At 67.8% G+C, this 25,126-nt stretch carries 25 protein-coding genes and 1 riboswitch; of the genes, 14 read left to right on the forward strand and 11 right to left on the reverse strand.

Annotation, left to right across the window (positions count from 1 at the left end):
- The first annotated feature begins 6 nt into the window (after nt 1–6).
- From ASE63_RS02045 to ASE63_RS02050, 3 genes are all read left to right on the forward strand, one after another.
- On the forward strand, nt 7–678 hold the full coding sequence (locus ASE63_RS02045) for a ribonuclease HII (RefSeq protein ID WP_082609568.1): 672 nt from the start codon (nt 7–9) through the stop codon (nt 676–678).
- Nucleotides 679–863: 185 nt separating this feature from the next.
- Entirely contained in the window at nt 864–1,094 is a 231-nt protein-coding gene (locus ASE63_RS27040) for a hypothetical protein (RefSeq protein WP_156410142.1), read from the forward strand.
- Between the two features lie 24 nt (nt 1,095–1,118).
- The gene (locus tag ASE63_RS02050) at nt 1,119–2,321 is read left to right on the forward strand and encodes a site-specific DNA-methyltransferase (RefSeq protein WP_056795677.1); all 1,203 of its coding nucleotides are present in this window, start codon (nt 1,119–1,121) and stop codon (nt 2,319–2,321) included.
- 121 nt (nt 2,322–2,442) lie between these two features.
- On the opposite strand, the gene mutY is transcribed toward ASE63_RS02050, so the two are convergent.
- A complete protein-coding gene (gene mutY / locus ASE63_RS02055; RefSeq protein WP_056795680.1) occupies nt 2,443–3,501 on the reverse strand; it encodes an A/G-specific adenine glycosylase in 1,059 nt (352 codons plus the stop codon).
- A 50-nt stretch (nt 3,502–3,551) separates the two neighbouring features.
- Nucleotides 3,552–4,205 carry a TetR/AcrR family transcriptional regulator gene (locus ASE63_RS02060; RefSeq protein ID WP_056795683.1) on the reverse strand — a complete coding sequence of 218 codons (654 nt, stop codon included), beginning with the start codon at nt 4,203–4,205 and terminating at the stop codon, nt 3,552–3,554.
- Between the two features lie 81 nt (nt 4,206–4,286).
- On the opposite strand from ASE63_RS02060, the gene ASE63_RS02065 reads away from it, so the two are divergent.
- Nucleotides 4,287–5,027 (forward strand): SDR family oxidoreductase, encoded by a 741-nt coding sequence (locus ASE63_RS02065; protein ID WP_056795686.1) that lies wholly within the window; start codon nt 4,287–4,289, stop codon nt 5,025–5,027.
- Between the two features lie 30 nt (nt 5,028–5,057).
- On the opposite strand, the gene ASE63_RS02070 is transcribed toward ASE63_RS02065, so the two are convergent.
- Both ASE63_RS02070 and ASE63_RS02075 read right to left on the reverse strand, forming a co-directional pair.
- Complete coding sequence (locus tag ASE63_RS02070) at nt 5,058–5,459, reverse strand: GFA family protein (RefSeq protein WP_056795688.1); 402 nt, start codon at nt 5,457–5,459, stop codon at nt 5,058–5,060.
- 207 nt (nt 5,460–5,666) lie between these two features.
- Nucleotides 5,667–6,212 carry an AAA family ATPase gene (locus ASE63_RS02075; RefSeq protein WP_056795691.1) on the reverse strand — a complete coding sequence of 182 codons (546 nt, stop codon included), beginning with the start codon at nt 6,210–6,212 and terminating at the stop codon, nt 5,667–5,669.
- A gap of 122 nt (nt 6,213–6,334) precedes the next feature.
- Between ASE63_RS02075 and ASE63_RS02080 the strand changes: the two genes are divergently transcribed.
- From ASE63_RS02080 to ASE63_RS02115, 8 genes are all read left to right on the forward strand, one after another.
- Nucleotides 6,335–6,832, forward strand: coding sequence for a DciA family protein (locus tag ASE63_RS02080; protein WP_056795693.1), 498 nt, complete (start codon nt 6,335–6,337; stop codon nt 6,830–6,832).
- A 108-nt stretch (nt 6,833–6,940) separates the two neighbouring features.
- On the forward strand, nt 6,941–7,561 hold the full coding sequence (locus ASE63_RS02085) for a DsbA family protein (protein ID WP_056795696.1): 621 nt from the start codon (nt 6,941–6,943) through the stop codon (nt 7,559–7,561).
- A gap of 123 nt (nt 7,562–7,684) precedes the next feature.
- Nucleotides 7,685–11,146, forward strand: a complete 3,462-nt coding sequence (locus ASE63_RS02090; protein WP_056795700.1) for an AAA family ATPase — start codon at nt 7,685–7,687, stop codon at nt 11,144–11,146.
- 438 nt (nt 11,147–11,584) lie between these two features.
- A complete protein-coding gene (locus ASE63_RS02095; protein ID WP_082609569.1) occupies nt 11,585–11,935 on the forward strand; it encodes an AtpZ/AtpI family protein in 351 nt (116 codons plus the stop codon).
- Between the two features lie 46 nt (nt 11,936–11,981).
- The gene (locus tag ASE63_RS02100; protein ID WP_056795705.1) at nt 11,982–12,746 is read left to right on the forward strand and encodes a F0F1 ATP synthase subunit A; all 765 of its coding nucleotides are present in this window, start codon (nt 11,982–11,984) and stop codon (nt 12,744–12,746) included.
- A 79-nt stretch (nt 12,747–12,825) separates the two neighbouring features.
- On the forward strand, nt 12,826–13,053 hold the full coding sequence (locus tag ASE63_RS02105; protein WP_043231023.1) for a F0F1 ATP synthase subunit C: 228 nt from the start codon (nt 12,826–12,828) through the stop codon (nt 13,051–13,053).
- Nucleotides 13,054–13,141: 88 nt separating this feature from the next.
- Nucleotides 13,142–13,759, forward strand: coding sequence for a hypothetical protein (locus tag ASE63_RS02110; protein ID WP_082609570.1), 618 nt, complete (start codon nt 13,142–13,144; stop codon nt 13,757–13,759).
- Between the two features lie 11 nt (nt 13,760–13,770).
- The gene (locus ASE63_RS02115) at nt 13,771–14,247 is read left to right on the forward strand and encodes an ATP F0F1 synthase subunit B (RefSeq protein ID WP_056795708.1); all 477 of its coding nucleotides are present in this window, start codon (nt 13,771–13,773) and stop codon (nt 14,245–14,247) included.
- Nucleotides 14,248–14,624: 377 nt separating this feature from the next.
- Here ASE63_RS02115 and ASE63_RS02120 read toward each other — a convergent pair whose 3' ends face one another.
- The 7 genes from ASE63_RS02120 to ASE63_RS02150 all read right to left on the reverse strand — a co-directional run bounded on the left by ASE63_RS02120 (nt 14,625) and on the right by ASE63_RS02150 (nt 22,099).
- Complete coding sequence (locus ASE63_RS02120; protein ID WP_056795712.1) at nt 14,625–15,884, reverse strand: L,D-transpeptidase family protein; 1,260 nt, start codon at nt 15,882–15,884, stop codon at nt 14,625–14,627.
- 92 nt (nt 15,885–15,976) lie between these two features.
- Nucleotides 15,977–17,551 carry an aminomethyl-transferring glycine dehydrogenase subunit GcvPB gene (gcvPB, locus tag ASE63_RS02125; RefSeq protein ID WP_056795714.1) on the reverse strand — a complete coding sequence of 525 codons (1,575 nt, stop codon included), beginning with the start codon at nt 17,549–17,551 and terminating at the stop codon, nt 15,977–15,979.
- A complete protein-coding gene (gene gcvPA / locus ASE63_RS02130; RefSeq protein WP_056795717.1) occupies nt 17,551–18,891 on the reverse strand; it encodes an aminomethyl-transferring glycine dehydrogenase subunit GcvPA in 1,341 nt (446 codons plus the stop codon). The genes gcvPB and gcvPA overlap by 1 nt, the downstream gene beginning before the upstream one ends.
- 140 nt (nt 18,892–19,031) lie before the next feature.
- Nucleotides 19,032–19,406: a glycine cleavage system protein GcvH gene (gene gcvH / locus ASE63_RS02135; protein WP_056795721.1), complete on the reverse strand. Its 375-nt coding sequence runs from the start codon at nt 19,404–19,406 to the stop codon at nt 19,032–19,034.
- A gap of 42 nt (nt 19,407–19,448) precedes the next feature.
- Nucleotides 19,449–20,609, reverse strand: coding sequence for a glycine cleavage system aminomethyltransferase GcvT (gene gcvT / locus ASE63_RS02140; RefSeq protein ID WP_056795723.1), 1,161 nt, complete (start codon nt 20,607–20,609; stop codon nt 19,449–19,451).
- A gap of 159 nt (nt 20,610–20,768) precedes the next feature.
- A riboswitch (glycine riboswitch) is annotated at nt 20,769–20,868 on the reverse strand.
- Nucleotides 20,869–20,981: 113 nt separating this feature from the next.
- Nucleotides 20,982–21,593 (reverse strand): hypothetical protein, encoded by a 612-nt coding sequence (locus ASE63_RS02145; protein WP_056795726.1) that lies wholly within the window; start codon nt 21,591–21,593, stop codon nt 20,982–20,984.
- A complete protein-coding gene (locus ASE63_RS02150; RefSeq protein WP_056795729.1) occupies nt 21,590–22,099 on the reverse strand; it encodes an invasion associated locus B family protein in 510 nt (169 codons plus the stop codon). The genes ASE63_RS02145 and ASE63_RS02150 overlap by 4 nt, the downstream gene beginning before the upstream one ends.
- A gap of 493 nt (nt 22,100–22,592) precedes the next feature.
- Between ASE63_RS02150 and coxB the strand changes: the two genes are divergently transcribed.
- Together coxB and ctaD are read left to right on the forward strand one after the other, a co-directional pair.
- On the forward strand, nt 22,593–23,378 hold the full coding sequence (coxB, locus tag ASE63_RS02155; protein ID WP_244491263.1) for a cytochrome c oxidase subunit II: 786 nt from the start codon (nt 22,593–22,595) through the stop codon (nt 23,376–23,378).
- Nucleotides 23,379–23,470: 92 nt separating this feature from the next.
- Complete coding sequence (gene ctaD, locus ASE63_RS02160; protein ID WP_056795734.1) at nt 23,471–25,099, forward strand: cytochrome c oxidase subunit I; 1,629 nt, start codon at nt 23,471–23,473, stop codon at nt 25,097–25,099.
- Nucleotides 25,100–25,126 lie beyond the last annotated feature (27 nt).

Genomic DNA, 25,126 nt, shown 5'->3' on the forward strand with positions numbered 1-25,126 from the left:
GCCGCGATGGTCGCCCATTTCAGCCGTGAGACGCATGCCATCGCGAACGGGCTCTGGCCGCTCGCCGGGGTCGACGAGGTCGGCCGCGGGCCGCTCGCCGGGCCGGTGGTGGCCGCCGCCGTGATTCTCGACCCCGATGCGGTGCCGGACGGACTCGACGATTCGAAGAACCTGACAGCGGCCAGGCGCGAGGAACTCTTCGCCCTCATCACCGAATCGGCGCTGGCCGTCGGCGTCGCCAGCGCGACCGCGGCCGAGATCGACACCATCAACATAAGGCAGGCGACGCTGCTGGCGATGCGCCGCGCCGTGGCGGCGCTGCCGGTCATGCCGGCCAGCGTGCTGGTCGACGGCAACGACCCGCCGGCACTGGCCTGCCGATGCGAAGCGATCATCGGCGGCGATGCGCTCATCGCCTCGATCGCGGCGGCCTCGATCGTCGCCAAGGTGGCGCGGGACGCGATGATGGCGCGCCTCTGCCAGCGCTACCCCGCCTATGGCTTCTCCGCCCATGCCGGCTACGCGACCGCGCGGCACCGCAGCGCTTTGACGGCGCACGGCCCCTGCCCCGAACATCGCTACAGCTTCGCGCCGGTGAAAGGCGTCTGGTTTCGCGCGGTGGAGGCGCCGCTGCTCGCCGGCATCGAGCCGGCCTTCCGGAGCGCCAGCGCTTTTTAGAGTAAGCTGGTTTTTTTCGGAGCCGCGCCGTCTTTCCGGGGTTTCGGGGCAGCGAAGAGCCCGGAACCCAGAACCGATACGGATTTCGGCAAGGGCGCTCGCTGTCCACGAGCCAAACGATAACGCACGTCGCTTCCGGGTTCGGGGCCCAGGCCTGCGGCCTGCCCGGAAAGACCCATGTTTCCGTGAGAAACCGCGCCGTCATCGCGGACATGCAGCGCGGCCGCGCCGCAACGGTCAAGCGACGGCTGCAGGCTGCGGCCAATCTGGGGAAAGGCTACGCCGTTAACCCGGAGTTAGGAATTCGCCTGATCCGTCAAGGACCTGGGCAAAATCTGCAGCCCCAAAACGAGACGCATTTTTTTCATCCTGGAAACCCGGCTTTTACCCTGACTCGCCATGATCGCGACTGTTGAAGTTGCGTAACGGTCTTGGGGCTCATGGGTATTCTGCGTACCGGGACCACCAGCGCCGCCGTCCGGATTCAGGTTTCGCGTACCGGACGGCCTGCGCTGGCTCCCCGTCTGAAGGCCAGGAGCCTTCACGAACAAATCGGTCTTCCTGCCGAACTTCCGCTCGACCAGATCATCGTCGACGACTGCGTCGCGGCGCTGGAGCGGCTGCCGGCGGCGAGCGTCGACCTGATCTTCGCCGATCCGCCCTATAATCTCCAGCTCGGCGGCGATCTGCGCCGGCCCGACGACAGCCTCGTCGACGCCGTCGACGACGACTGGGACAAGTTCTCGTCCTTCGCCGATTACGACGCCTTCACCCGCGCCTGGCTCACCGCCGCGCGCCGCGTGCTGAAGCCGGACGGGGCGCTGTGGGTCATCGGCAGCTACCACAACATCTTCCGCGTCGGCGCGATCCTGCAGGATCTCGGCTTCTGGATGCTGAACGACATCGTCTGGCGCAAGGCCAACCCGATGCCGAACTTCCGCGGCCGGCGCTTCACCAACGCGCATGAGACGCTGATCTGGGCGGCGCGCGGCGAAAGCTCGAAGTACACCTTCCATTACGAGGCACTGAAGGGCGGCAATGACGACCTGCAGATGCGCTCCGACTGGTATCTGCCGCTGTGTACGGGCGAAGAGCGCCTGAAAGACGGCGCCGGGACCAAGGTGCATCCGACGCAGAAGCCGGAAGCCCTGCTGGCCCGCGTCATGCTCTCGGCCAGCAATCCCGGCGACGTGATCCTCGATCCGTTCTTCGGCACCGGCACGACGGGTGCCGTCGCCAAGGCGCTGGGCCGGCGCTTCATCGGCATCGAGCGCGACACGACCTATGCCGAGGCGGCGCGCAAGCGCATCGCCGGCATCCAGCCCCTGCCTCCGGAGGCCTTCGCGACCGCGCCCTCCAAGCGCAGCGAGCCGCGCGTGCCCTTCCTCAGCCTGGTCGAGGCCGGGCTGGTCAAGGCGGGCGAAACCGTCACCGATGCAAAACGCCGCCACACGGCCGTCATCCGCGCCGACGGCACGCTCGTGCTCGGCCCGGCGGTCGGCTCGATCCACAAGGTCGGCGCCCTCGTCCAGGGCCTGCCGAGCTGCAATGGCTGGACCTTCTGGCATGTCGAGCGGCCGGCCGGGCTGACGCTGCTCGACGACCTGCGCGGCGAGATTCGCGCGCAGATGACGGCAGCCTGAGGCAAAGGCGGGCCAATCCCATCATTGCGAGGAGCGCAAGCGACGAAGCAATCCAGGCGGCGTAGAGCCTACGTCCTCTGGATTGCTTCGCTTACGCTCGCAATGACAGCAACACGCCGGCTCAGCGCCCGGACGGCCCAAACCCCGCCGTCTCCAGCACCTTCAGCATCACGCTCGGAAAGGGCTCCCTGCCCAGGTCTTCGCGCGGCGTGAAGCGCATGCCGGGCGGGGCGGCGGTGTCCGCCGGGGCCTCGGCCCGGAACACGGTCAGCTCCAGTGGAAAATGCGTGAAGACGTGTCGCACCGGCGGGTTCAGCCTGTGCCAGCGCGTCACGAACGGGGCGTCCTGCGCGGCACCGTCCAACTCGTAGCCGGCGCGCCACTCGCTGGTCGGCACCTCCGCCATGCCGCCGAGCAGGCCCTTCGGCGGGCGGGTGCGCAGCAGCAGCGCGCCGTCCTGCCGCAGCAGCACGAAGGCCGCGCCGTGGCGGATAACGCCCGCCTTCTTCGGCGCCTTGCGCGGAAAACTCTCCTGTGTGCCGGAGCGGCGGGCGACACAAGGCTCGCGCCAGGGGCAGAGCCCGCAGGCCGGGTTGCGGGGCGTGCAGATGGTCGCGCCGAGATCCATCAGGGCCTGCGCAAAATCGCCGGGCCGACCCGGCGGCATCAGGTTGAGCACGCGCTCGCGCACCAGCGGCCGGGCACCGGGCAGTTCGTCGGTGATGGCGAAGAGGCGCGTCATCACGCGCTCGACATTGCCGTCGACCGCCGCCGCCGGCCGATCGAAGGCAATGGCGGCGACGGCACCGGCCGTATAGGCGCCGATGCCGGGAAGCGCGCGCAAACCCTCCTCGGTGTCGGGGAAGCGGCCACGATGCTCGCCCATCACGGCGATCGCGCAGGCATGGAGATTGCGGGCGCGTGAGTAATAGCCGAGCCCGGCCCAGGCCTGCATGACATCCTCGGATGGCGCCGCGGCAAGCGCCTCGACGGTCGGAAACCGCGCCATGAAGCGCTCGTAATAGGGCTTCACTGCCGTGACCGTGGTCTGCTGCAGCATGATCTCGGAGGCCCAGACGCGGTAGGGGTCAGCCCGCTCGCCCGCGACCGCACGCCAGGGCAGCGCGCGGCGGTGGCGGTCATACCAGGCAAGGAGATCGGCGGCGGCGGGCGCGGTCATGGGGCTGGTGTAGCGTCTTCATCGGACCGGGCAAGCCGGAACGCAGCGTCTCAACCTTCGGAGGGTTTTGGCCAAGCCTGCATGGCGTGGAGGGCCGCGGCCTCGAGCTCGGCGCGGCTCGCCCCGTCGCGCGCCAGGATCGACATGCCGGCCTGCACCGCGACGAACAGGCGCGCGAGGCCGGCGACGTCGCTGCCCGGAGGCAATTCGCCCTCAGCCACCGCGCGCGACAGGCGTTCCTCGATCCGCATCAGGCCGTCATGCCGCGCCATACGGACACGCTCGCCGAGCTCGGCATGGCCCTCGCTGCCCACGGCAGAGAGCGTCACCATGCAGCCGAGCGGATCGTTCGCGCCGCAGGAGCCGGTCAGCGCCGCGGCCGAATCCATCAGCAGGGCCCTGACGGCCTCGCGCGCTGTGGCGGCGGCGCGGAAATTGCCCCAGACCAGCGCCTCGTAGCGCTCGCCGTAATGGCGCAGCGCCTCGGCATAGAGGCCTTCCTTGGAGCCGAAGGCGGCATAGAGGCTCGGCGAGCCGATGCCCATGGCCTCGGTGAGGTCGGAGACCGAGGTCGCGGCATAGCCCTTGCGCCAGAACAGCCGGGTCGCCGTTTCGAGCGCCGAATCGCGATCGAAGCCGCGCGGACGGCCGCGCGTCCGCTGCCCCGCTCCAGCCCCGGAATCTGGTCCACCCGTTTTCTGCATCGTTCGATATTTAATTCCCTTGACCCGGCGATGCAACGCTCCTAGCTATTTGTGTATCGATTGATACAAAAAGGACTGACCATGAGCGAACTGACTGGCAAGCGCGCCCTCGTCACCGGCGCGTCGCGCGGCATCGGGGCGGCCATTGCCCTGGCCCTGGCGGAAAAAGGCGCGGACGTCGCCATCACCTATGAGCGCTCCGCGGATCGCGCTGCGGAGGTGGTGCGCGCCATCGAGGCCAAGGGGCGACGCGGCTTCGCGATCCAGGCCGACAGCGCCGATGCGGCGGCGGTGAAGCGCTCGGTGGACGAGGCGGCCAAGAGCCTGGGCGGGCTCGACATCCTCGTGAACAATGCCGGCATCGCCCGGGGCGGCCCGGTTGCGGAAGCGAGCCTCGCCGACATCGACGCGCTGCTCGCGGTCAATATCCGCTCGGTCGTGCTTGCCTCGCAGGCCGCGATCGCGCATTTGCCGAAGGGCGGCCGCATCGTCTCGATCGGCTCCAACCTCGCCGATCGCGTGGCTTTCGGCGGCATCACGATCTATTCGATGACCAAATCGGCGCTGCTCTCCTTCACGCGCGGCCTCGCCCGCGAGCTCGGGCCAAGCGGCATCACCGTCAATCTGGTCCAGCCGGGCTCCACCGACACCGACATGAACCCGGCGAACGGAGAGACGGCCGACGGCCAGCGGGCCTTGTCCGCGCTAGGCCATTTCGGCAAGCCGGAGGATATCGCGGCGGCGGTCGCCTTCCTTGCCGGGCCGGGCGGGCGGCAGATTACGGGGACGGGCATCACCGTCGATGGCGGGGCGAACGCCTGAGCGTGTTCAACCCGCGCGAGGGCTCCGGCATCAGTTGCCTGTGTCCTCGCCGTTTCGCACGTGCTGCTCCGCGTCCTTCAGATGCGCCAGCCACGGCTCGCGTCGGATGGTCCAGAGTTCATAGGCCGGCGCGAGCGCGTTGGGAGGGCCGTCCAGCGTGCCGAGCTTGATCTCGATCTCGCCCGACCCTTCCGCCCAGCTGAACAGCGACGAGCCGCATTGCGGGCAGAAGCGCTCGCCGCCTGCGCGGCTCTGCCAGCAGCCGAGTTCGCCCGACAGTGTCACGCTGGCCCTCGGCCAGATGCCGAAATAGGAGAAGGCCGAGCCGGAATCCTTCCGGCAGGTCTCGCAATGGCAGATGCCGACGCGGATGGGTTCGCCGTCGATTTCGTACCGGACCTGTCCGCAGTTGCAGCCGCCGGACAATCTCATGGTGATCTCGCGCTTTCGGGTTTCATCGCCATGGGCGGCGGAGCAACAACGCCTGGACAACGCAACGGTTGCGGACGAGACGTCGAGCGCAGGAGCCTTCGCATCTGTTTAGGTGTGCATGGGTTTCGGGTCCTTCGCTGGCGCGAAATCCCGGAATGACGGCGCGGTTCCGTCAAAATCGGCGTGCTCGACGCGCATTCTCTGCGCTCAGATTCGCATAGTTCCGGAGAATGACGATGACCGACCGCCAGAGCACCATCCTGTCAGGATGCGCCTGACGTTGAAATCCACGCCATCTCGAGTATCGAGCTCGATATCATAGACCTTTTGCTGGTGTATCGTTTCGAAGTCGCGCTTTGCGCTCCCCGGCGGCCGATCACCACGTTGCATCTCGCGATCGACCAGAAGCTCCAAGGGACAATGCACTGCCACGAACAGCACATCATGTGCGGCCAGCAAACCACGCAGGATGTCCAGCCAACCTTCCGTGTCGAGAATATGCTCCAGGATGAGATTGTTGCCGGCGTCGGCATATGAGCGGAGCGAGCCATGGAAGCCCTCGAAAAATGCTTTCCGCGCTTCGCGCCAGGAGAATTCGCCCGTGCGAAAGCGTTCCGTCGGGAGCACGCCGGCATCGCGCAGGTGATCTATGGAAATGTGCCAGAACGGCTGATCGATTCTGGCCTGCAACGCCCTGGCAATGGTCGACTTGCCGCTGCTGGACGCTCCATGCAGAAAGATGATGTGTGACATAGGGCGACGCCTCTCCAACGGCGCCCATAATGGCTGATTGTGACACCTGATCGCCAGCTGCCCTCCCCTTGCTCCTCCCCGCCGCCGCTTGCCGCCCGCTCCCTGCGGCCTCACAATGGCGCATGGCCGCAAAACCCCTCGCTGACCTGATCGACGAACTGCTCGCGCCTGCGCTCGCCGCGCAGGGCTTCGCGGGGCGGGCCATCGTCTCGCTCTGGCCGGAGATCGTCGGCGAGAGGCTGGCGCAGCGCACGCGGCCGCTCAAGATCGACTGGCCGCGCCGCCGCCCGGCGCCCGGCGAGGCGTCCGAGCCCGCGACGATGGTGGTGCGGGTCGAGAGCGCGTTTGCGCTCGAGATGCAACAGCTCGGGCCGATCGTACTAGAGCGCGTCAACACGCATCTCGGCTGGCGGGCCGTCGGCAAGCTGGTGCTGAAGCAGGGACCAGTCGAGGCAGCCGTACCGAAGCGGGCGCCGCAGCCGCTCGATTCGGAAACGGTCGCGCGCGTCGGCCGGCAGGTCTCGGGCGTGGCCGATCCGGAGTTGCGCGCAGCGCTGGAGCGGCTGGGACAAAACATCGCGCAAAGCACGAGGCACAGCCGCGACGACACAGCTTCGTGAGCGCATGCCGCATCGGGTGGTGACGATCTTGCCACAATCGTTCCGGCCTCTATGGTCCCGGCGGATCATTTGCGACCTTCAACCTTTGCACTTCCAGGAACAGCGACGATGACGAACAGGCGACAGCTTCTGACCGGCGCAGCCGGGATCGCGGCAGCCGCGATGCTGGGCTCGCCCTCCGCCCAGGCCCAGGCCGACCTCGCCACGCCCGGCCCGCTCGGCGATGTGTGGCTCGGCTCGGCCGACGCCAAGGTCACGATCATCGAGTACGCGTCGCTGACCTGCGGCCATTGCGCGACCTTCCACAAGGACACCTGGCCGGCGCTCAAGGCGAAGTACATCGACACCGGCAAGGTGCGCTTCACGCTGCGCGAGTTCCCGCTCGACCCGCTGGCGACGGCAGGCTTCATGCTCGCCCGCTGCAACGGCAACGACAAATACGTACCGATGACCGATCTGCTCTTCGCCCAGCAGAAGAGCTGGGCCTTCAGCGACAAGCCGGTCGACGCGCTGTCGGCCATGGTCAAGCAGGCCGGTTTCACACAGGATTCCTTCGAGGCCTGCTTGAAAAGGCAGGATATCTATGACGCCGTCACGCAAGTGAAGGATCGTGGGGCCAAGGCTGGCGTGGAGTCGACGCCGACCTTCTTCATCAACGGGCAGAAGCGTTCTGGTGCGCTCTCGATCGCCGAATTCGACAAGATCCTGGAGCCGCTCGTCGGCGGCTGAGGGCGGTCGTCTTCAAGGACGAGTTTCATCCGTCATTGCAAGCGTAGCGAAGCAATCCAGGGGCCGTCGAGCAAGCCCTTCTGGATCGCTTCGCTACGCTCGCAATGACGCGAGGATGCGTCCATGCAGCTGACGCGCCTGAAGCTCACCGGCTTCAAGACCTTCGTCGAGCCGACCGAATTCCTGATCGAGCCGGGGCTCACCGGCGTCGTCGGCCCCAATGGCTGCGGCAAGTCCAACCTCGTCGAAGCGCTGCGCTGGGTGATGGGCGAAAGCTCGTTCAAGAACATGCGCGGCTCGGGGATGGACGACGTCATCTTCGCCGGCTCGAACGAGCGCCCCGGCCGCAACATGGCCGAGGTCGCGCTGACGCTCGACAACAGCGACCGCAAGGCGCCGGCCGCCTTCAACGAGACCGATGTGCTCGAAGTCACGCGCCGGATCGAGCGCGAGGAAGGCTCGACCTATCGCGTCAACGGCAAGGAGGTGCGGGCGCGGGACGTGCAGCTGCTCTTTGCCGATGCCGCGACCGGAGCCCGCTCACCCGCCCTGGTGCGGCAGGGGCAGATCTCCGAGCTGATCTCGGCCAAGCCGCAATCGCGCCGGCGCATCCTGGAAGATGCCGCCGGCATCGCAGGCCTCCACAGCCGCCGCCACGAGGCGGAACTGCGGCTGAAGGGCGCCGAAGAGAACCTCACGCGGCTGGAGGACGTGCTCGGCGAAATCGACGGACAGATCGAGGCGCTGCAGCGCCAGGCGCGGCAGGCCTCGCGCTATCGCAGCCTCGCTGCCGACATCCGCCGGGCCGAGGCGACGCTGGCGCTGATCGCGCATCACGAGACAAGGGCGCAGGAGGCGCAGGCCGGACAGGCGCTGGAGGCGGCTCTCCGCGGCGTCGCCGACCAGACCGGCATCCAGGCCGAGGCTGCGAAGCGGCAGGCCGTCGCGGCGCATGCGCTGCCCGGCTTGCGCGATGCAGAGGCTTCCGCCGCCGCAGCGCTGGTGCGGCTCAAGCGCGGCCTCGACGAGCTCGAGGCCGCGAACCGGCGCGCCCGGCAGCGCTCGGAGGAACTCGGCAAGCGCCTGGCCGAGCTGCAGGGCGATCTCGCCCGCCAGGACAGCGTCGCCCGCGACGCCAGCGAGAGCCTGTCGCGGCTGGCAAACGAGGATGCGGCGCTGATCCGCGACAGCGAGGGCGCGTCCGGCAGCGCCGAGGCCGCCACTGCCGCTCTGACGCAGGCGGAGGCCGCCCTGGCGCTGGCCGAGACCGAGCATGGCGCGGCCCAGGCCGCCCTGTCCGATCTAGCGGCCCGCCGCGGCGCGCTGGAGCGGGCGCTGCGCGAGACCAGGGAGCGCGAGGCCCGCGCCGCGAGCGAGCGCGAGCGCCTGCTGCGGGACCAGGCTGCGCTCGATGCGAGCAGCCCGGCCGCGCCGCTGGAGGCGTTGCGCGAGACCATAGAGGCGGGCGAGGCCGCGATGCGCGAGAGCGAGACCGCCGCCACCGCCGCACGCTCTGCGCTGGGCGCCGCCCGCGAGCGCGAGGCACAGCTGCGCGGGCCGCTGAGCGAGGCCGACCGCAAGGCGCAGCGGCTCGAAACCGAGATCCGCACCCTGCAGAAGCTGCTGGCGCCGGCGAGCGGCGGGCGCTGGCCGCCGGTGCTCGATTCGATCAGTGTGGCGAAGGGTTTCGAGGTCGCGCTGGGCGCGGCGCTCGGCGACGATCTCGACGCGGCGACGGACACCGCATCGCCGAGCCATTGGCGCGAGACCGGGCCGGGAGACGCCGACCCCGACCCCGTCCTGCCGGAAGGCGCCGAGCCCCTGACAGCGCATGTGCGCGGGCCGGCCGCGCTGCAACGCCGCCTGTCGCAGATCGGCGTCGTCCCGCGCGAAAACGGAGCACGCTTGCGCGAGGCGCTGAAGCTCGGCCAGCGGCTGGTTTCACGCGAAGGCGACATCTGGCGCTGGGACGGCTTTACCAGCGCGGCCGAGGCGCCCTCCCCGGCGGCGCGCCGGCTCGCCGAGAAGAACCGGCTGGGCGATCTCGAACGCGAGGCCCAGGCCGCGCGCGAGGATGTCGAAGAGGCGCGCAAGGCGCTCGATCTCGCGGCGCAGGAGGCCAGGGCCGCGACGCAGACGGAGACGAGCGCGCTCGACGCCGCACGGCAGGCCCGGCGCGGTCTCGACCAGTCGCGCGAGCAGTTCGCCGCAGCCGAGCGCAAGGCCAGCGAGGCGGCGGCCCGACGCTCGGCCCTGACGGAGGCGATCGGCCGGCTCGGCCAGACGATCGCGGAGACGGCAGCGCAGGTGACGGCGCAGGAACAGTCGGCCGGCGCGCTGCCGCCTTCGGCCGAGCTGGAGAACACGCTGCTGAAGGCGCGCGTCGTGCTCGGCGAGCAGCGCGTCGTCGCCTCGGATGCGCGCGCCCGCGTGCAGACGCTTTCGCGCGAGACCGAGTTGCGGGCCAGCCGACGCGCCGCCATCGCCGCCGACATGAAGGCCTGGCGCGAGCGCGCCGCCACGAGCGGCCAGACAGCGGCTGAGACGCGCCGCCGAATCGAGGCCGTGACAGTCGAGCGCACCGCGCTGCTGGAGGCCCCGGACACCTTCCTGACCGAGCGGCGCCGGCTGCTGGCCGAGATCGAGGGCGCCGAGACGCTGCGCCGCGAGGCCGCCGACCGGCTGGCCGTCGGCGAGGCAGCGCTGTCCGAGACCGACCGCCAGGCGCGCATCGCGCTCGAAGGACTGGCCGGCGCCCGCGAGATCCGCGCCGCGGCGGAGGCGAAGCTGGAAGCGGCACGTCAGCGCCTCGCCGATGTGACGCGGCAGATCGAGGACGGGCTCGAGACCAGGCTCGACGGCCTCAACGCGCTGGCCGGGATGAAGCCCGGCGAAGCGCCCCCCGAACAGGAGAGCGTCGAGCGCCGCCTGTCCGGGCTGAAGGGCGAGCGCGAAAGGCTGGGCGCGGTCAATCTGCGGGCCGAGGACGAGTTGACCGAGGTCAAGGGCAAGCGCGAAGGGCTGACATCCGAGCGCGACGATCTCGGCGAGGCGATCCGCCGGCTGCGGCAGGCGATCGGCGCGCTCAACCGCGAGGGGCGCGAGCGGCTGCTCGCCGCCTTCGAGATCGTCAACACCGAGTTCCAGCGGCTCTTCGCCGTGCTGTTCGGCGGGGGCACGGCCGAGCTGAAGCTGGTCGATGCCGAGGACCCTCTCGACGCCGGGCTCGAAATCTTCGCCCGCCCGCCGGGCAAGAAGCCGCAGGTGATGACGCTGCTCTCCGGCGGCGAGCAGGCCCTGACCGCGACCGCCCTGATCTTCGCGGTGTTCCTGACCAACCCCTCGCCGATCTGCGTCCTCGACGAGGTCGACGCCCCGCTCGACGACGCCAATGTCGAGCGCTACTGCGACCTGCTCGACGAGATGGCACGCTCAACGCAGACGCGCTTCATCCTGATCACCCACAACCCGATCACGATGGCGCGGATGGACCGGCTCTTCGGCGTGACCATGGCCGAGCGCGGCGTCAGCCAGATGGTCTCGGTCGATCTCGCCACGGCCGAGGGCATCCGCGAGGCGGGGTAAGAGAATCCGCGCGCTCGGCAACGGACATCATTCCGGGGCAGGCCGCAGGCCTGAGCCCGGAACCCATGAAGACCGCAGCATCGATGTACCGGCGCGGCCGCCGCTCAACTTTTCCTGGCAGTCCGGCGGTTAGGGGTTCCGGGCTCGTTGCCGCGCAACGCCCCGAAATGACGGCGAGCCTGCTCCAACCTTCGAAACCCAACCGACTCCGGTTGAAAAAAGGCCACAATCGCCTTCGCAATGCGGCAAGAATGTCGCACTCCGCCTGAATTTATAGATATTCCAATACGTTAACCCGCTTTCCCCTGCCTTGACAGCGTCAGGAGCGGGCAATAAAGGAGGCCGTGCTGACGACGGCTCGATGCGCGGGCTCGGCAGGGATCGTGTGGTTTTTTGCGTGATCGTGGCCATTCCACGGTCAAGCATGGAGCTGCTGCCATGTCCGAACCCGACAAAAACGCTTCAGACTCGGAGTTGCGCGCAAGACTGGGTTCCTTGAAGGCCGCCCTCGGGAAGGCCGAGAAGAACGAAAAGCCGGGCGCGAGCCAGGCTGGACCGGACGGGGCCTTCGCTGGTGCCATGTCCTCAGGCTTACGCGCCGCCACCGATCTCGCAGGCGGCATCATCGCAGGCGCCCTGATCGGGGTCCTCGCAGACCGATGGCTGGGAACGTCCCCGTTCCTGCTGATCGCCTTTCTGGTGATCGGGGCCATTGCGGGGCTGCGTTCCGTCTATCGGCTCGGTTCGCGTCCGACCTCCGGGTCGAAGGGCGGCGCGCCGAAGGAATGACCGAGGCTGGCGGCCGAGAGGCCGCAGGACAAAGGGCTGAAGTGACATGGCGGCTGGCGGCGGAATCGATCCGATCCACCAATTCGAGATCAAGCCGATCGTCGGCTTGCGGCCGTTCGGCCTCGACCTGTCGTTCACCAACGCGTCGCTGATGATGGTCCTCATCGTCGCCGCGGTCTCGCTGATCATGATCCATGGCTCGAGCCAGCGTTCGGTCGTCCCCGGCCGGCTGCAGTCGCTCGCCGAGATGATCTACGAATTCGTCGCCTCGACCGTCACCGGCGTGATGGGCAAGGACGGCATGAAGTTCTTCCCCCTGGTGTTCTCGCTGTTCATGTTCGTGCTGATGGCCAACATGCTCGGCATGGTGCCCGGCTCTTTCACGGTGACCAGCCACATCATCGTGACTGCGGCCTTCGCCTTCCTCGTGATCGGCACCGTCCTGGTCTACGGCATCGTCAAGCATGGCAGCCATTTCTTCGGGCTCTTCGTGCCGTCGGGCGTGCCGGGCTGGCTGCTGCCCTTCATGGTCCTGATCGAGGCCGTCTCCTTCCTGTCGCGGCCGATCTCGCTCTCGCTTCGTCTGTTCGGCAACATGCTGGCCGGCCATATCGCGCTCAAGGTGTTCGGCGGCTTCGTCGTCGCCCTGCTCGCCGGCGGCAGCGTCCTCGGCTATGCGATCGCGCCGCTGCCGCTGTTCCTGGCGGTCGCGCTGACCGCGCTCGAGTTCCTCGTCGCCTTCCTGCAGGCCTATGTCTTCGCGATCCTGACCTGCGTCTATCTCAACGACGCCTTGCATCCGGGCCACTGAGCCGGTCAGACCGCCGAGAGTTTCCAACACGCCCGTTTCCAACCCCGCCATCTAGCCTTATTCACACTGGAGAAAGACCATGGATCCCGTTGCAGCCAAGTACATCGGCGCTGGCCTCGCCTCGCTCGGCATGGGCCTCGCCGCCATCGGCGTCGGCACCATCTTCGGCAACTTCCTCTCCGGCGCGCTGCGCAACCCCTCGGCGGCCGACGGCCAGTTCCCGCGCGCCTTCATCGGCGCGGCGCTCGCCGAAGGCCTGGGCATCTTCGCCTTCGTCGTGGCGCTCGTCCTGCTCTTCGTGGTCTGACGCGTCCGACCGCTTGCCTCCCGCCGCGCCCGGAATCCCATGACGGGATCGGGCGCGGCCTCCATTTCCTTCCGCTGAAAGGCAGCCCATGCCGGTTCGATCTTCACGGTTCGTCAGGCAAGGATGGGCCGGTCTCGTCGCCTCGGCGCTGCCCGCCACGCTGCTGGCGGGAGCCGCTGCGGCTCAGACGCCGCCCCTGAGCGGCGAAAAGGCCGCCTTCCCTCCCTTCGACGCCACGACCTTCACCGGCCAGCTGTTCTGGCTCGCCATCACCTTCGGCGCGCTCTACTGGCTGATGTCGAAGGTCGCCCTGCCCCGAATCGGCTCCGTGCTCGAGGAGCGCGCCGATACGATCGCGCGCGATCTCGACAACGCAGCCCAGATGCAGGCCAAGGCCGAAGAGACGGCCAAAGCCTATGAGACGGCCCTGGCCGAAGCCCGCAAGAATGCGCAGGGCATCGCCCAGCAGGCGCGCGATGCCGGCGCCAAGGCCTCGGATGCACGCCGCCATGCCGTCGAGAGCGAGCTTTCCGGCAAGCTCGCCACGGCTGAAGCCACGATCGCGGACACCAAGGCCAAGGCCATGACGAACGTCCGCGGCCTCGGCACCGACGTCGCGGTTGCGATCGTCACCAAGCTGACCGGCAAAGCCCCGACCGCCGCCGAGGCGTCCGAGGCCGTCGACCAGGTCCTGGCGCGCGGCTGAGGAGAAGACAGATGGATACTTTCTGGGTCGCCGTATCGCTCGTCATCTTCCTCGCCATCCTGGCCTATTTCGGCGTGCCGAAGGCCATCGTCGCCGCGCTCGATTCGCGCGGCGAGAAGGTGGCGCAGGAGCTCGCCGAGGCGCGCCGCCTGCGCACCGAGGCCGAGAAGCTGCTCGCCGAGTTCGAGACCAAGCGCAAGGCAGCCGAGTCGGAGGCCGCGGAGATCGTTGCCGCCGCCAATGAGGAGGCCAAGCGCCTCGCCGCCGAGGCCGAGGCGAAGCTGAACGACTTCGTCGCGCGCCGCACCAAGGCTGCCGAGGAGAAGATCGCCTTCGCCGAAAGCCAGGCCGAGGCCGATGTCCGCGCCGCGGCGGCCGAGGCTGCCACCCGCGCCGCAGAGGTCATCCTGCGCGGGCAGGTCAGCGGCAAGACCGGCGACACGCTGTTCGCCGCCGGACTGAACGAGGTCAAGGCCAAGCTCAACTGAGCTCAGGCTCAAGCTTCAAGAGATCGACGCCGCGCCCCTCGGGGCGCGGCGTTTTTCGTTTCGATCTACAAGCAACAGCCCCTCGAACCGCTCTATACGACGTCGAGTGCGGACAGTTCGAGGAACCCCTCCCCTGTAAGGACAGGGGCAGGGGTGAGGTTTAGGCCCTTGGACGAGCCGAGCACCGGCCTGACGGTGGCTGCGGTGGGGTCACGGCTTACGGTGTCCAACGGCCTACCCCTCACCCTGCCCTCTCTCTCCGGGAGAGGGTTCCCCGCGCTCATTGGACCAACGGCGTGCTCAACAGTTCCAGGCTCAGGCCTGCGGCCTCCCCGCAGTGACGTTCAGGCCGCGGAAGACGCTGTAGGCCGGAGACGTCAATTGCTGGCGCTGACGCGCGCCGCCGGGGGATTGCCTGCCGCCGTCACCGGGATCACGGTCGGGCGCGGCACCGGAACGGCCATCGCTTTGGGCTTCGGCTTGCGCGGCTGGATCGTCGAGGTAACGATGCCCTGGGGCGTGTCGAGGCTGTAGATGTCCTCGCGGAAATGCACGAGACCGTCCGCCCCCTGCCAGCCGGTGAGATAGACCCAGGCGACCGGCACCGGCTTCTTCAGCGCGATGTTCTTGCGTTCGCCCTTCGCGATCTCGGCCTCGATCGTCGGCAGCGTCCATTCCGTGCCCTCGAGCAGCCAGGCGCCGAGATCGCGCACGCCCTCGACACGGGCGCAGCCCGATGAGTTGAAGCGGACGTCGTTGCGGAAGAGCGACTTCTTCGGCGTGTCGTGGAGATAGACCGCCTCCGTATTGGGCATGTCGATCTTCATCTGGCCGAGCGAATTGTCGGGGCCGGGGTCCTGCCGAACCGTGAAATAGGGCGAGTTCAGCGTGGCCCAGTTGACGGTCGCGGGGTCGATTTCCTTGTTCTCCGCCCCGAGCAGACGCATATGCGACTTCGCCAGAAAATCCGGCTCCTTGCGCATCTTCGGGATGATGTCCGCCTTCACGATCGAGGTCGGCGCGGTCCAGTACGGGTTGAGATTGACCGAGGTGATGTTGGCCTGGAGCACCGGCGATGGCCGGTCCGCCCGGCCGACGATGGCGAGGTGCCGGCGCTGGACCTGGCCGTTCTCGACCGCCTCGACGCTGGCCCCGGGAATGTTCACCACGACATAGCGCTCGGCGAAGGAGAAGCCGTTGCCCTTCAGCCGCTCCAGCGTGGCGGTGAGCTGGTTCAGCCGGACCTCGACCGGGGTGTTGAGCGCCCGCAGCGTCAGCCGACCGACCGTGCCGAGATCGGACAGGCCATGGCGGACCTGGAAGCGCTTCACCGCCTCGACGACGGCGACATCATAGACATCGCCCGCGACCGCCTCGGGCGCGAGATCGCCGCTCAGCAGCAGCCGCTGCTTCAGCGCGGCGACATCCGGCCCCTGCGCATCGGGCTTCAGCGCGGTGACGGTGGACGGCACCTTCGGCCAGCCGCCACGGCCGGCGATATCCTCATGCGCGATCAGCGCCTCGAGCGTGCGATCATAGGTGTTCGGGCCGTAGCTCGGCTCGTTCGCACGGACGATCGCCGTCGAGGCTAGCAGCAGAGCGGCCGCCGCAGCGAGGATGGAGGGACGCACGGACATAAAAAAACCCCCGGGCCGCAGAGAGCGGCACGGGGGGATCATTCATCCTCATGGTCAAGGAAGGCTTAAGATCACCGGACCTAACGGTAACCCTACTCCGCGGCCTCCGCGACCGGCGCCGGCTTCACCCATTTCAGCACGGGCTGGCGCGCCGCGCGGGTCTCGTCGAGGCGCCGGATCGGGGCGTGATGCGGCGCACTGGTGAAGCGCTCCTTGTCGTTGCCCTTGGCCGAGATGGCGAGGTCGCGCAGCGTCGCGATGAAGAGGTCGAGCGAGGCCTTCGATTCCGATTCCGTCGGCTCGATCAGCATCGCGCCATGCACGACGAGCGGGAAATAGACCGTCATCGGATGGTAGCCCTCGTCGATCATCGCCTTGGCGAAATCGAGGGTCGAGACGCCGGTGCCCTTGAGCCATTCGTCGTCGAACAGCACCTCGTGCATCGAGGGATGGTCGGGATAGGGCAGCGACATCAGGTCCGACAGGCAGGCGCGGATGTAGTTGGCGTTGAGGACCGCATCCTCCGAGGCCTGCTTCATGCCGTCGGCGCCGTGGCTGAGCATATAGGTCAGCGCGCGGACATACATGCCCATCTGGCCGTGGAAGGCGGTCATGCGGCCGAAGGGCTCGTTGCCTGCGGGCGCTTCCTCGCGCGTCTCGATCAGATGCGGCTTGTCGTTCACAACATGGATGAAGGGGACCGGCGCAAACGGAGCAAGCCGCTCCGAGAGCACGACCGGCCCCGCGCCCGGCCCGCCGCCGCCATGCGGCGTCGAGAAGGTCTTGTGCAGGTTGATGTGCATGGCGTCGACGCCGAGATCGCCCGGACGCGCCTTGCCGACGATCGCGTTGAAGTTGGCGCCGTCGCAGTAGAAATAGGCGCCGGCCTCGTGGAGGGCCGCCGCGATCTCGACGATCTGCGGCTCGAAGATGCCGCAGGTGTTCGGGTTCGTCAGCATGATCGCGGCGATGTCCGGCCCGAGCAGGGCCTTGACGTCCTCGACCGCGACGGTGCCGTCCGGACGGGCCGGCACGGCCTTCACCGAGAAGCCGATCAGGGCCGCCGTCGCCGGGTTGGTGCCGTGGGCCGATTCGGGCACGAGCACGACAGTCCGCGTCGCGCCCTCGCCCTTGGCGGCGATCGCGGCCTTGATCGCCATCATGCCACAGGCCTCGCCATGGGCGCCTGCCTTCGGGGAAAGCGCCACCGCCGGCATGCCGGTCAGCGTCATCAGGTAGCGCGACAGCTCAAGCATGACGTCGAGCGCGCCCGGCACGGTCGAGAGCGGCTGTAGCGGATGCACGTCGGAGAAGCCGGGCAGGCGCGCCGTCTTCTCGTTGAGACGGGCATTGTGCTTCATCGTGCAGGAGCCGAGCGGGAAGAGCCCGGTGTCGATGCCGTAGTTCTTCTGGCTGAGGCGCACATAGTGGCGCATCGTCTCGGGCTCGGAGAGACCGGGCAAACCGATCTCGCCCTGGCGGGCATGGCTGCCGAGACGCGGCTTGAAGGCAGCCGGCTTCTCGATGTCGACGCCGGTCGATTCGTGATGGCCGATCTCGAAGATCAGCGGCTCGATCTGCTGGAGGGCCTTGTTGCCGGTGAAGGTGGCGCGATCCTCATGCGAGGCGGCGCCGGCCTGGGTGGGACGTCCCTGACGGTTCAGCATCACAGCACCTCCACGAGCGCGGCCACGAGGGCTGCCCGGTCTTCATCGGTATTCACCTCGGTCGAGGCGATGATCAGCAGGTCGTCGAGCCCGGCATGCGGCAGCAGCCGCGAGACCGGGACGCCGGCGAGGATGCCCTTGGCGGCCAGGACCTCGACGACCTCGGCGGCGGGCTTCTTCAGCTTCACCGTGAACTCGTTGAAGAAGGTCTCGTTCAGCACCGTGACGCCGGTCACGCCGGCCAGCGCATCGGCGAGCTTGACCGCATTGGCGTGGTTGACCTCGGCGAGAAGGGTGAAGCCGGCCTGCCCGAGCAGCGTCATGTGGATGGTGAAGGCCAGCACGCAGAGGCCGGAATTGGTGCAGATGTTCGAGGTCGCCTTGTCGCGGCGGATATGCTGCTCGCGGGTCGAGAGCGTCAGCACGAAGCCGCGCTGGCCGTCGGCATCCACCGTCTCGCCGCAGAGCCGGCCCGGCATCTGGCGGATATATTTCGACTTTGCGGCGAAGAGGCCGACATAGGGGCCGCCGAAGTTGAGCGCATTGCCGATCGACTGGCCCTCGCCGACGACGATGTCGGCATCCTGGGCGCCGGGCGGCGTCACCGCGCCGAGCGAGACGACCTCGGTGAAGACCGCGATCAGCAGGGCGCCATGGGCATGGGCCTTCTCGGCGATCGGCTTCAGGTCGCGCAGGTTGCCGAAGACGTCCGGCGACTGGACGACGACGCAGGAGACGCTGTCGTCGATCTGGGAGAGGATGTCCTCGCTGGCCGAGACGTCGGCCTTCAGCGCCACGACATCGTCATTCGCCATCTCCGACAGCGTCTTCACCACCTCGGTATAATGCGGGTGCAGACCGCCGGAGAGCACCGCCTTGCGACGCCGCGTGACGCGATGCGCCATCAGCACCGCCTCGCCGGTGCCGGTCGAGCCGTCATACATCGAGGCGTTGGCGACCTCCATGCCGGTCAGCGCCGCAATCTGCGTCTGGAACTCGAAGAGATATTGCAGCGTGCCCTGCGCGATCTCGGGCTGGTAGGGCGTGTAGCTGGTCAGGAACTCCGAACGCTGGATCAGGTGGTCCACCGTCGCCGGGACATGATGCTTGTAGGCGCCGGCACCGACGAAGAACGGCACGGCGGAGGCGGCGGTGTTCTTCGCCGACATGCGGGCCATGATGCGCTCGACCTCGAGCTCGCCCTTGGTGCGCGGCAGATCGAGCGGCGCCTTCAGGAGCTTGCCGCCGGGCACGTCGGAGAACAGCGCGTCGATATCGGGCACACCGATGCGCGCGAGCATGTCCTCGCGGTCGGTGTCGGTCAGGGGAAGGTAGCGCATGGAATGTCCTTCGTGTTCCGTCGTGGCTTCCAACCGGCGTCATGCTCGGGCTTGCCCCGAGCATCTCGGAAACCAGTTTCTTCTCGTCCCGAGATTCTCGGGTCAAAGCTTCGCTTCGCCCGAGAATGACGGTGCAGCGGTCAAAGCGTCTTGACGTAGTTCTGGTACTCTTCCTCGCCCATCAGGCTCTCAAGCTCGGCGGCATCCTTGAGCTTGATCTTGAGGAACCAGCCCTTGCCGGCAGGGTCCTCGTTGACGGTGCCGGGCGCGGCTTCGAGCTCGGCATTGACCTCGACGACCTCGCCGGAAACCGGCGCATAGACTTCGGAAGCCGCCTTGACGCTCTCGACCACGGCAGCCTCGCCGCCCTTGGCCAGCGCCTTGCCGACCGCGGGAAGCTCGACGAAGACGACGTCGCCGAGCTGGCCCTGGGCGTAGTCGGAGATGCCGACGGTGCCGGTGTCGCCTTCGATGCGGATATATTCGTGGTCCTTGGTGTAGCGGGTCTCGGCCATGGGATCAGTCTCCGGGAGAATTCAGAAAAGGGTTTGAAAGGCTCAGCGCTTGTAGCCGTTGGGGACGAAGGGCATCGCGGCGACGACGGCCGGCAGCGGCTTGCCGCGCACGATCAGGTTGAGCTGCGTGCCCGGCGCGGAATGGGCCTTGGCGACGTAGCCCATGGCGCAGGGGCCGTTCAGCGTCGGGCCGAAGCCTCCGGATGTCACCTTGCCGACGATCTCGCCTTCCGGCGTCGCGATCTCGCTGCCCTCGCGGGCCGGGGCCCGGCCCTCGGGCTTCAGGCCGACGCGGATGCGCGAGACGCCGTCCGCGAATTCGCGCTGGATGCGCGCCGCGCCGGGGAAGCCGCCCTCCTCGCGCCGACGCTTCTGGATCGACCAGTTCAGCCCGGCCTCGACCGGCGAGGTCGTGGTGTCGATGTCGTGGCCGTAAAGGCAAAGCCCCGCTTCCAGCCGGAGCGAATCGCGGGCGCCGAGGCCGATCGGCTTGACGTTGGCGTCGAGCAGCAGCGTGTCCCAGATCTCGCCGATCTTGGTCGCGGCGGCGGAAATCTCGTAGCCGTCCTCACCGGTATAGCCGGAGCGGCTGACATTGGCCTTGTGACCGGCGACCTTCATGGTGCGCGAGGTCATGAAGCCCATTTCGGCCGCCTCGGGGGCGATGGCGGCAAGCGCGGCTTCGGCGCCCGGTCCCTGCAGCGCGATCAGCGCGCGATGCTCGGCCTTGACCAGCTTCACATTGGCAGGCAGCCGCGCCTCGATATGGGCGTAGTCGGCATCCTTGCAGGCGGCGTTGACGACGAGATAGAGCGCGCCGTCCTCGTCGGGATCGATCGAGCGGGTCACCATCAGGTCGTCGAGGATGCCGCCCTCCTCGTTGAGGAGCTGCGAATAGCGCTGCTTGCCGGGGGCGAGGTTGACGATGTCGGCGGGGATCAGCGCCTCGAGCGCGCGCGCCGTGGTCTCGTGATCGGGACCGATCAGGAAGCACTGGCCCATATGCGAGACGTCGAAGAGGCCGGCCTTCTCGCGCGTCCAGTTGTGCTCGGTGAGGATGCCGGTCGGGTACTGCACCGGCATGTCGTAGCCGGCGAAGGGCACCATCTTGCCGCCCAGCGTGACGTGGCGCGCATGCAGCGGGGTCTTGAGCGGCGCGGCGTCAGAGCCGGCGGCATCGGATAGAGCGGCTTCGGTCGCCATGGCGGCCCCTTCCAGAGTCGAGCGCAAGCCCCGGACGGAACTGTCCGGAGCGCGCCCCCTCTGTCTTGGGACCTGAGAGATTTCCCCATACCGACCAAGCGGCCGGACAGGTTACACCCGTCGGTGGGCGGAGTTTCCTCCGCCGCTTTCCAGAGCGCCAGTTCCCACGCGGTCCGTTTGCCTGAGCGTTTCCGGGGCGGTTGCGCCTTCGGCGCCGGAACCGGACAAGTCCGGACCCGGTCTCTCCCGCGGGGATGTTGCGGCTGCCCGCACAGATACAAGACGCCGCGCCTTAGTCAATCGCGGCGTCGCCCGGTTCGGAGGCAATCCACGCGCGTCTTTGCATCGGCTGGACCCGATGGCCCGACGGCATCAGCGGCGACGCGAACGCGCCGGCGCTGCGGAGCCGGTGCCGAGGCCCACGAAGATCTCGACATCGCTGCGCCCGGGCGGGACCATGATGCCGTCCTCGACATGCGAGAAGTCGGTGCCGCCCTGGCCGGAAGGGACAGTGCCGCCGACGCGGGCGGTGCGGCGCGCGACCTGCGTCGTGCCGCGGGTGACCAGCGTCGTCAGCGTCGCGCTGTAGCTGCCGGCACCACCGGCCGGGCCGAGCAGCACGCGGCCCTCGACGCCGACCTTGAGGCGGAAACCGCCATCGCCGGTGGGCGTGCATTCGCGCGCAACGTTGAGGATCGAGATCTGGTGGCGGAGCCCGGCACTATCCTGCCCGGCCTGGGCCCGGATCGCGGCCCCGCCTTCGGCGATGATGACCTGCGGGCAGACCAGCTGCTCGTCTTCCTCTTCCTTCGGCAACGGCTGAGCAGCCGGCGGCGTCGTCGACTGGAACATCACGACATTGCCGAATTTCTGCAGCGCGCCCGGCTCGCCGGTGGACGAGCTCGAGGAACCGCATCCGGCGAGGCCCAGGCAGAGAACGGGAACGACCAGCGAGGCAGGCAGGCGAAAAAGCGCATCAGTCACGGAAGGGTCTCCACGCCGGGGCCGAAGCCGTTGAGCGAGACGGGCACGCCCACCCCCTCTTCCGGCGTCTGGAATACGATGAAGGTGGCGCTCTTTCCGCCCTTGAGCTGGCCGAGCAGGGTATCGTCCATCACGACCTCGGCGACGCAGCCCGTCGTCAGGCAGCGCACGAAGCCGGCGCGGCCGATGTCCTTGTCGTCGATCTTCAGGCCGAGCCCCGAGGGCAGCAGCACGCCGAGCGGAGCGACCACGCGCAGGAGTCGGCTCTTCTGGTCGGCCGTCTTGAGCACGATGACGAGCAGCGTCAGATTCGGCCGGTCCTCGGCCGCGACGTTCTGGACGAGCGCGCATTGCTCAGTCTTGGCGCCGGGCGGCACCTCGCAGCGCATCTGCCAGTCGCCATGCGTCGACTTGACCGCCCCCTGCGCCAGCGCGGGGGCCGCAGCCAGACCGAAGCCGGCCAGCGCGAGAGCCGCCGCGCAGACAGGCCCGATGATCCTACCCATCCCTGCGATTCCTCCAAACCGGTGCCCACCGCCGCAGCTGCACCGTAACTAAAGAGCGAAATTCGGGCGGAAAGCCGGCTTCACACGGCACAATCCCGCTTCGCCCCATGATGGCCTGCGTTGGGACCATGCAGGCCCGGTCCTGTCAAGGCAGGCCGATCATTCCGGCGGCGACGGAGCCCCGCGCTCGCGCGATTATGCCGCACAGGATGAGTTGCGACCCCGCATTGAGCCTCTGGCGCAAGCGCGATCTTTGATCTATCGCAATCCCAGAGAACAAGGTGGCCTCGCGGCCGCACCGGCCAGGCATGGAACAATCCCTTCATCAGCGCCCCGACGGACGCATCATGACGGGCGGCCATGTGGGGGCGCGATAAGGAGCTATGTCGGATCGATGCGTTTTCTGAGCAGGACCCTTGCAACCGTGGCCGCATCGGCCCTTGCCGTCGCCGTGACGACGATCGTCTCCGACGCCGCGCTCGCCGGAACCGGCATGCCGAGCCCCTGGCAGCTCAACCTGCAGGGCGCCGTCACCGAGGTGGCGCACTACATCCACTGGTTCCACGACTGGCTGAACGTCATCATCTTCGCGATCACCATCTTCGTGCTCGGGCTGCTGATCTACGTGGCGTGGAAGTTCAACGAGAAGGCCAACCCGACGCCTTCCAAGACCACCCACAACGCCCTGCTCGAGGTGGCCTGGACGGTGATTCCCGTCCTCATCCTCGTCGTTATCGCGATTCCCTCCTTCCGCTTGCTGAAGCTGCAGCTCGAGATCCCGCAGGCCGACATCACCATGAAGGTGACCGGCAAGCAGTGGTACTGGTCCTATGAGTACGCGCAGGACGGTGGCGGCTTCGGCTTCGACTCGCTGATGCTCGACGAGAAGCAGCGCGCGGAGGCGATCGCGTCCAAGAAGATCGCCGCCGATGAGGCCCCGCGCCTGCTCGCCGTCGACAACGAGGCGGTGGTGCCGGTCGGCAAGATCGTGCGCGTGCAGGTCACCGGCGCCGACGTCATCCACAAGTTCACGGTGCCGTCCTTCGGCATCAAGATCGACGCCATTCCCGGCCGCCTGAACGAGACCTGGTTCAAGGCCGACCGCGAGGGCATCTATTACGGCCAGTGCTCGTTCATCTGCGGACAGAACCACGCCTATATGCCGATTGCCTTCCGCGTCGTCAGCCAGGAGCGCTACGACGCCTGGCTCGCCGAATCGAAGCAGAAATTCGCCAATGCCGGCGATGCGGCCGGCAAGGTCGCCGCCGCGGCGAAGTGACGGCCTGAGACCCTGTCGCGGGCAACAACGCCCGCACCGAACCTGATTTGACTGACTGTCGCGAAGCGATTTCGCACAAGGAGACCAAGGCGATGGCAACAGCGGCTCCGCACGCTCACGCCCACGGACATCACGAGGAACACGCCAACCCGACCGGATGGCGCCGCTGGCTGATGTCCACCAACCACAAGGACATCGGCACGCTCTATCTGATCTTCTCGATCATGGCGGGCCTTGTCGGTGGTTTCCTCTCGATCATGATGCGCATCGAGCTGCAGGAGCCGGGCCTCCAGATCTTCGCCAACGGGCAGAGCTACAACGTCTTCGTCACCGGCCACGGCCTGATCATGATCTTCTTCATGGTCATGCCCGCCGTCATCGGCGGCTTCGGCAACTGGTTCGTGCCGCTGATGATCGGCGCGCCGGACATGGCCTTCCCGCGCATGAACAACATCTCGTTCTGGCTGACGGTCGCCGCCTTCGTGCTGCTGATCATGTCGATGTTCATGGAAGGCGCGCCCGGCGCCCGCGGCGTCGGCACGGGCTGGACGATCTATCCGCCCTTCGCCTCTTCCGGCCATCCCGGCCCCTCGGTCGATTTCGGCATCTTCGCGCTTCACCTCGCCGGCGCCGCCTCGATCCTGGGCGCGATCAACTTCATCACGACCATCCTGAACATGCGCGCGCCCGGCATGACGCTGCACAAGATGCCGCTGTTCGCCTGGGGCGTGCTGGTGACCGCGTTCCTGCTGCTGCTGGCCCTGCCGGTGCTCGCCGGCGCGATCACCATGCTGCTGACCGACCGCAATTTCGGCACGACCTTCTACGACCCGGCCGGCGGCGGCGACCCGATCCTGTACCAGCACCTGTTCTGGTTCTTCGGCCACCCCGAAGTGTACATCATGATCCTGCCGGCCTTCGGCATCGTCAGCCACATCATCTCGACCTTCTCGAGGAAGCCGATCTTCGGCTATCTCGGCATGGCCTACGCCATGGTCGCGATCGGCGTCGTCGGCTTCATCGTGTGGGCGCACCACATGTACACGGCCGGCCTCTCGCTCAACACGCAGCGCTATTTCGTGTTCGCGACGATGGTCATCGCGGTGCCGACCGGCATCAAGATCTTCTCCTGGATCGCGACGATGTGGGGCGGCTCGATCCGCTTCACCGCGCCGATGATCTGGGCGATCGGCTTCATCTTCCTGTTCACCGTCGGCGGCGTGACCGGCGTCGTGCTGGCCAATGCCGGCGTCGACCGCTCGCTGCACGCGACCTACTACGTCGTGGCCCACTTCCACTACGTGCTGTCGCTCGGCGCGGTGTTCGGCATCTTCGCGGGCTTCTACTACTGGTTCCCGAAGATGAGCGGCTACGTGATCCCGGACTGGATCGGCCAGCTGCATTTCTGGGTGGCCTTCATCGGCGCCAACCTGCTGTTCTTCCCGCAGCACTTCCTTGGCCTCGCCGGCATGCCGCGTCACTATGTGGACTATCCGGACGCCTTCGCGGGATGGCATTTCTGGTCGTCGATCGGCTCCTACATCTTCGCCGCCGGTCTGCTGATCTTCTTCTACGGCCTGTGGGTCGCCTTCACGAAGAAGGAGCTCGCCGGCGACAATCCGTGGGGCGAAGGCGCGACGACGCTGGAATGGACCCTTTCGTCGCCGCCGCCGTTCCACCAGTTCGAGACCCTGCCGCGCATCACGGGCTCGGACCACTGACTTCCTGGCGGCGGGCCACGAGGCCCG

It is taken from the genome of Allobosea sp. Root381, from assembly GCF_001429395.1.
GTDB lineage: Bacteria > Pseudomonadota > Alphaproteobacteria > Rhizobiales > Beijerinckiaceae > Allobosea.

What these genes read in the sequence shown, in the direction of transcription:
- ASE63_RS02065 (WP_056795686.1), top strand. Translation starts at nt 4,287, where the DNA reads ATGAGCGAACTGACTGGCAAGCGCGCCCTCGTCACCGGCGCGTCGCGC.
- ASE63_RS02115 (WP_056795708.1), top strand. Translation starts at nt 13,771, where the DNA reads ATGGATACTTTCTGGGTCGCCGTATCGCTCGTCATCTTCCTCGCCATC.
- ASE63_RS02090 (WP_056795700.1), top strand. Translation starts at nt 7,685, where the DNA reads ATGCAGCTGACGCGCCTGAAGCTCACCGGCTTCAAGACCTTCGTCGAG.
- ASE63_RS02070 (WP_056795688.1), bottom strand. Translation starts at nt 5,459, where the DNA reads ATGAGATTGTCCGGCGGCTGCAACTGCGGACAGGTCCGGTACGAAATC.
- gcvPB (WP_056795714.1), bottom strand. Translation starts at nt 17,551, where the DNA reads ATGCTGAACCGTCAGGGACGTCCCACCCAGGCCGGCGCCGCCTCGCAT.
- ASE63_RS02110 (WP_082609570.1), top strand. Translation starts at nt 13,142, where the DNA reads ATGCCGGTTCGATCTTCACGGTTCGTCAGGCAAGGATGGGCCGGTCTC.
- ASE63_RS02100 (WP_056795705.1), top strand. Translation starts at nt 11,982, where the DNA reads ATGGCGGCTGGCGGCGGAATCGATCCGATCCACCAATTCGAGATCAAG.
- coxB (WP_244491263.1), top strand. Translation starts at nt 22,593, where the DNA reads ATGCCGAGCCCCTGGCAGCTCAACCTGCAGGGCGCCGTCACCGAGGTG.
- ASE63_RS02085 (WP_056795696.1), top strand. Translation starts at nt 6,941, where the DNA reads ATGACGAACAGGCGACAGCTTCTGACCGGCGCAGCCGGGATCGCGGCA.
- ASE63_RS02080 (WP_056795693.1), top strand. Translation starts at nt 6,335, where the DNA reads ATGGCCGCAAAACCCCTCGCTGACCTGATCGACGAACTGCTCGCGCCT.
- ASE63_RS02095 (WP_082609569.1), top strand. Translation starts at nt 11,585, where the DNA reads ATGTCCGAACCCGACAAAAACGCTTCAGACTCGGAGTTGCGCGCAAGA.
- gcvH (WP_056795721.1), bottom strand. Translation starts at nt 19,406, where the DNA reads ATGGCCGAGACCCGCTACACCAAGGACCACGAATATATCCGCATCGAA.
- ASE63_RS02105 (WP_043231023.1), top strand. Translation starts at nt 12,826, where the DNA reads ATGGATCCCGTTGCAGCCAAGTACATCGGCGCTGGCCTCGCCTCGCTC.
- ASE63_RS02050 (WP_056795677.1), top strand. Translation starts at nt 1,119, where the DNA reads ATGGGTATTCTGCGTACCGGGACCACCAGCGCCGCCGTCCGGATTCAG.
- ASE63_RS02045 (WP_082609568.1), top strand. Translation starts at nt 7, where the DNA reads ATGGTCGCCCATTTCAGCCGTGAGACGCATGCCATCGCGAACGGGCTC.
- gcvT (WP_056795723.1), bottom strand. Translation starts at nt 20,609, where the DNA reads ATGGCGACCGAAGCCGCTCTATCCGATGCCGCCGGCTCTGACGCCGCG.
- ASE63_RS02120 (WP_056795712.1), bottom strand. Translation starts at nt 15,884, where the DNA reads ATGTCCGTGCGTCCCTCCATCCTCGCTGCGGCGGCCGCTCTGCTGCTA.
- ASE63_RS02060 (WP_056795683.1), bottom strand. Translation starts at nt 4,205, where the DNA reads ATGCAGAAAACGGGTGGACCAGATTCCGGGGCTGGAGCGGGGCAGCGG.
- gcvPA (WP_056795717.1), bottom strand. Translation starts at nt 18,891, where the DNA reads ATGCGCTACCTTCCCCTGACCGACACCGACCGCGAGGACATGCTCGCG.
- mutY (WP_056795680.1), bottom strand. Translation starts at nt 3,501, where the DNA reads ATGACCGCGCCCGCCGCCGCCGATCTCCTTGCCTGGTATGACCGCCAC.
- ASE63_RS02150 (WP_056795729.1), bottom strand. Translation starts at nt 22,099, where the DNA reads ATGGGTAGGATCATCGGGCCTGTCTGCGCGGCGGCTCTCGCGCTGGCC.
- ctaD (WP_056795734.1), top strand. Translation starts at nt 23,471, where the DNA reads ATGGCAACAGCGGCTCCGCACGCTCACGCCCACGGACATCACGAGGAA.
- ASE63_RS02075 (WP_056795691.1), bottom strand. Translation starts at nt 6,212, where the DNA reads ATGTCACACATCATCTTTCTGCATGGAGCGTCCAGCAGCGGCAAGTCG.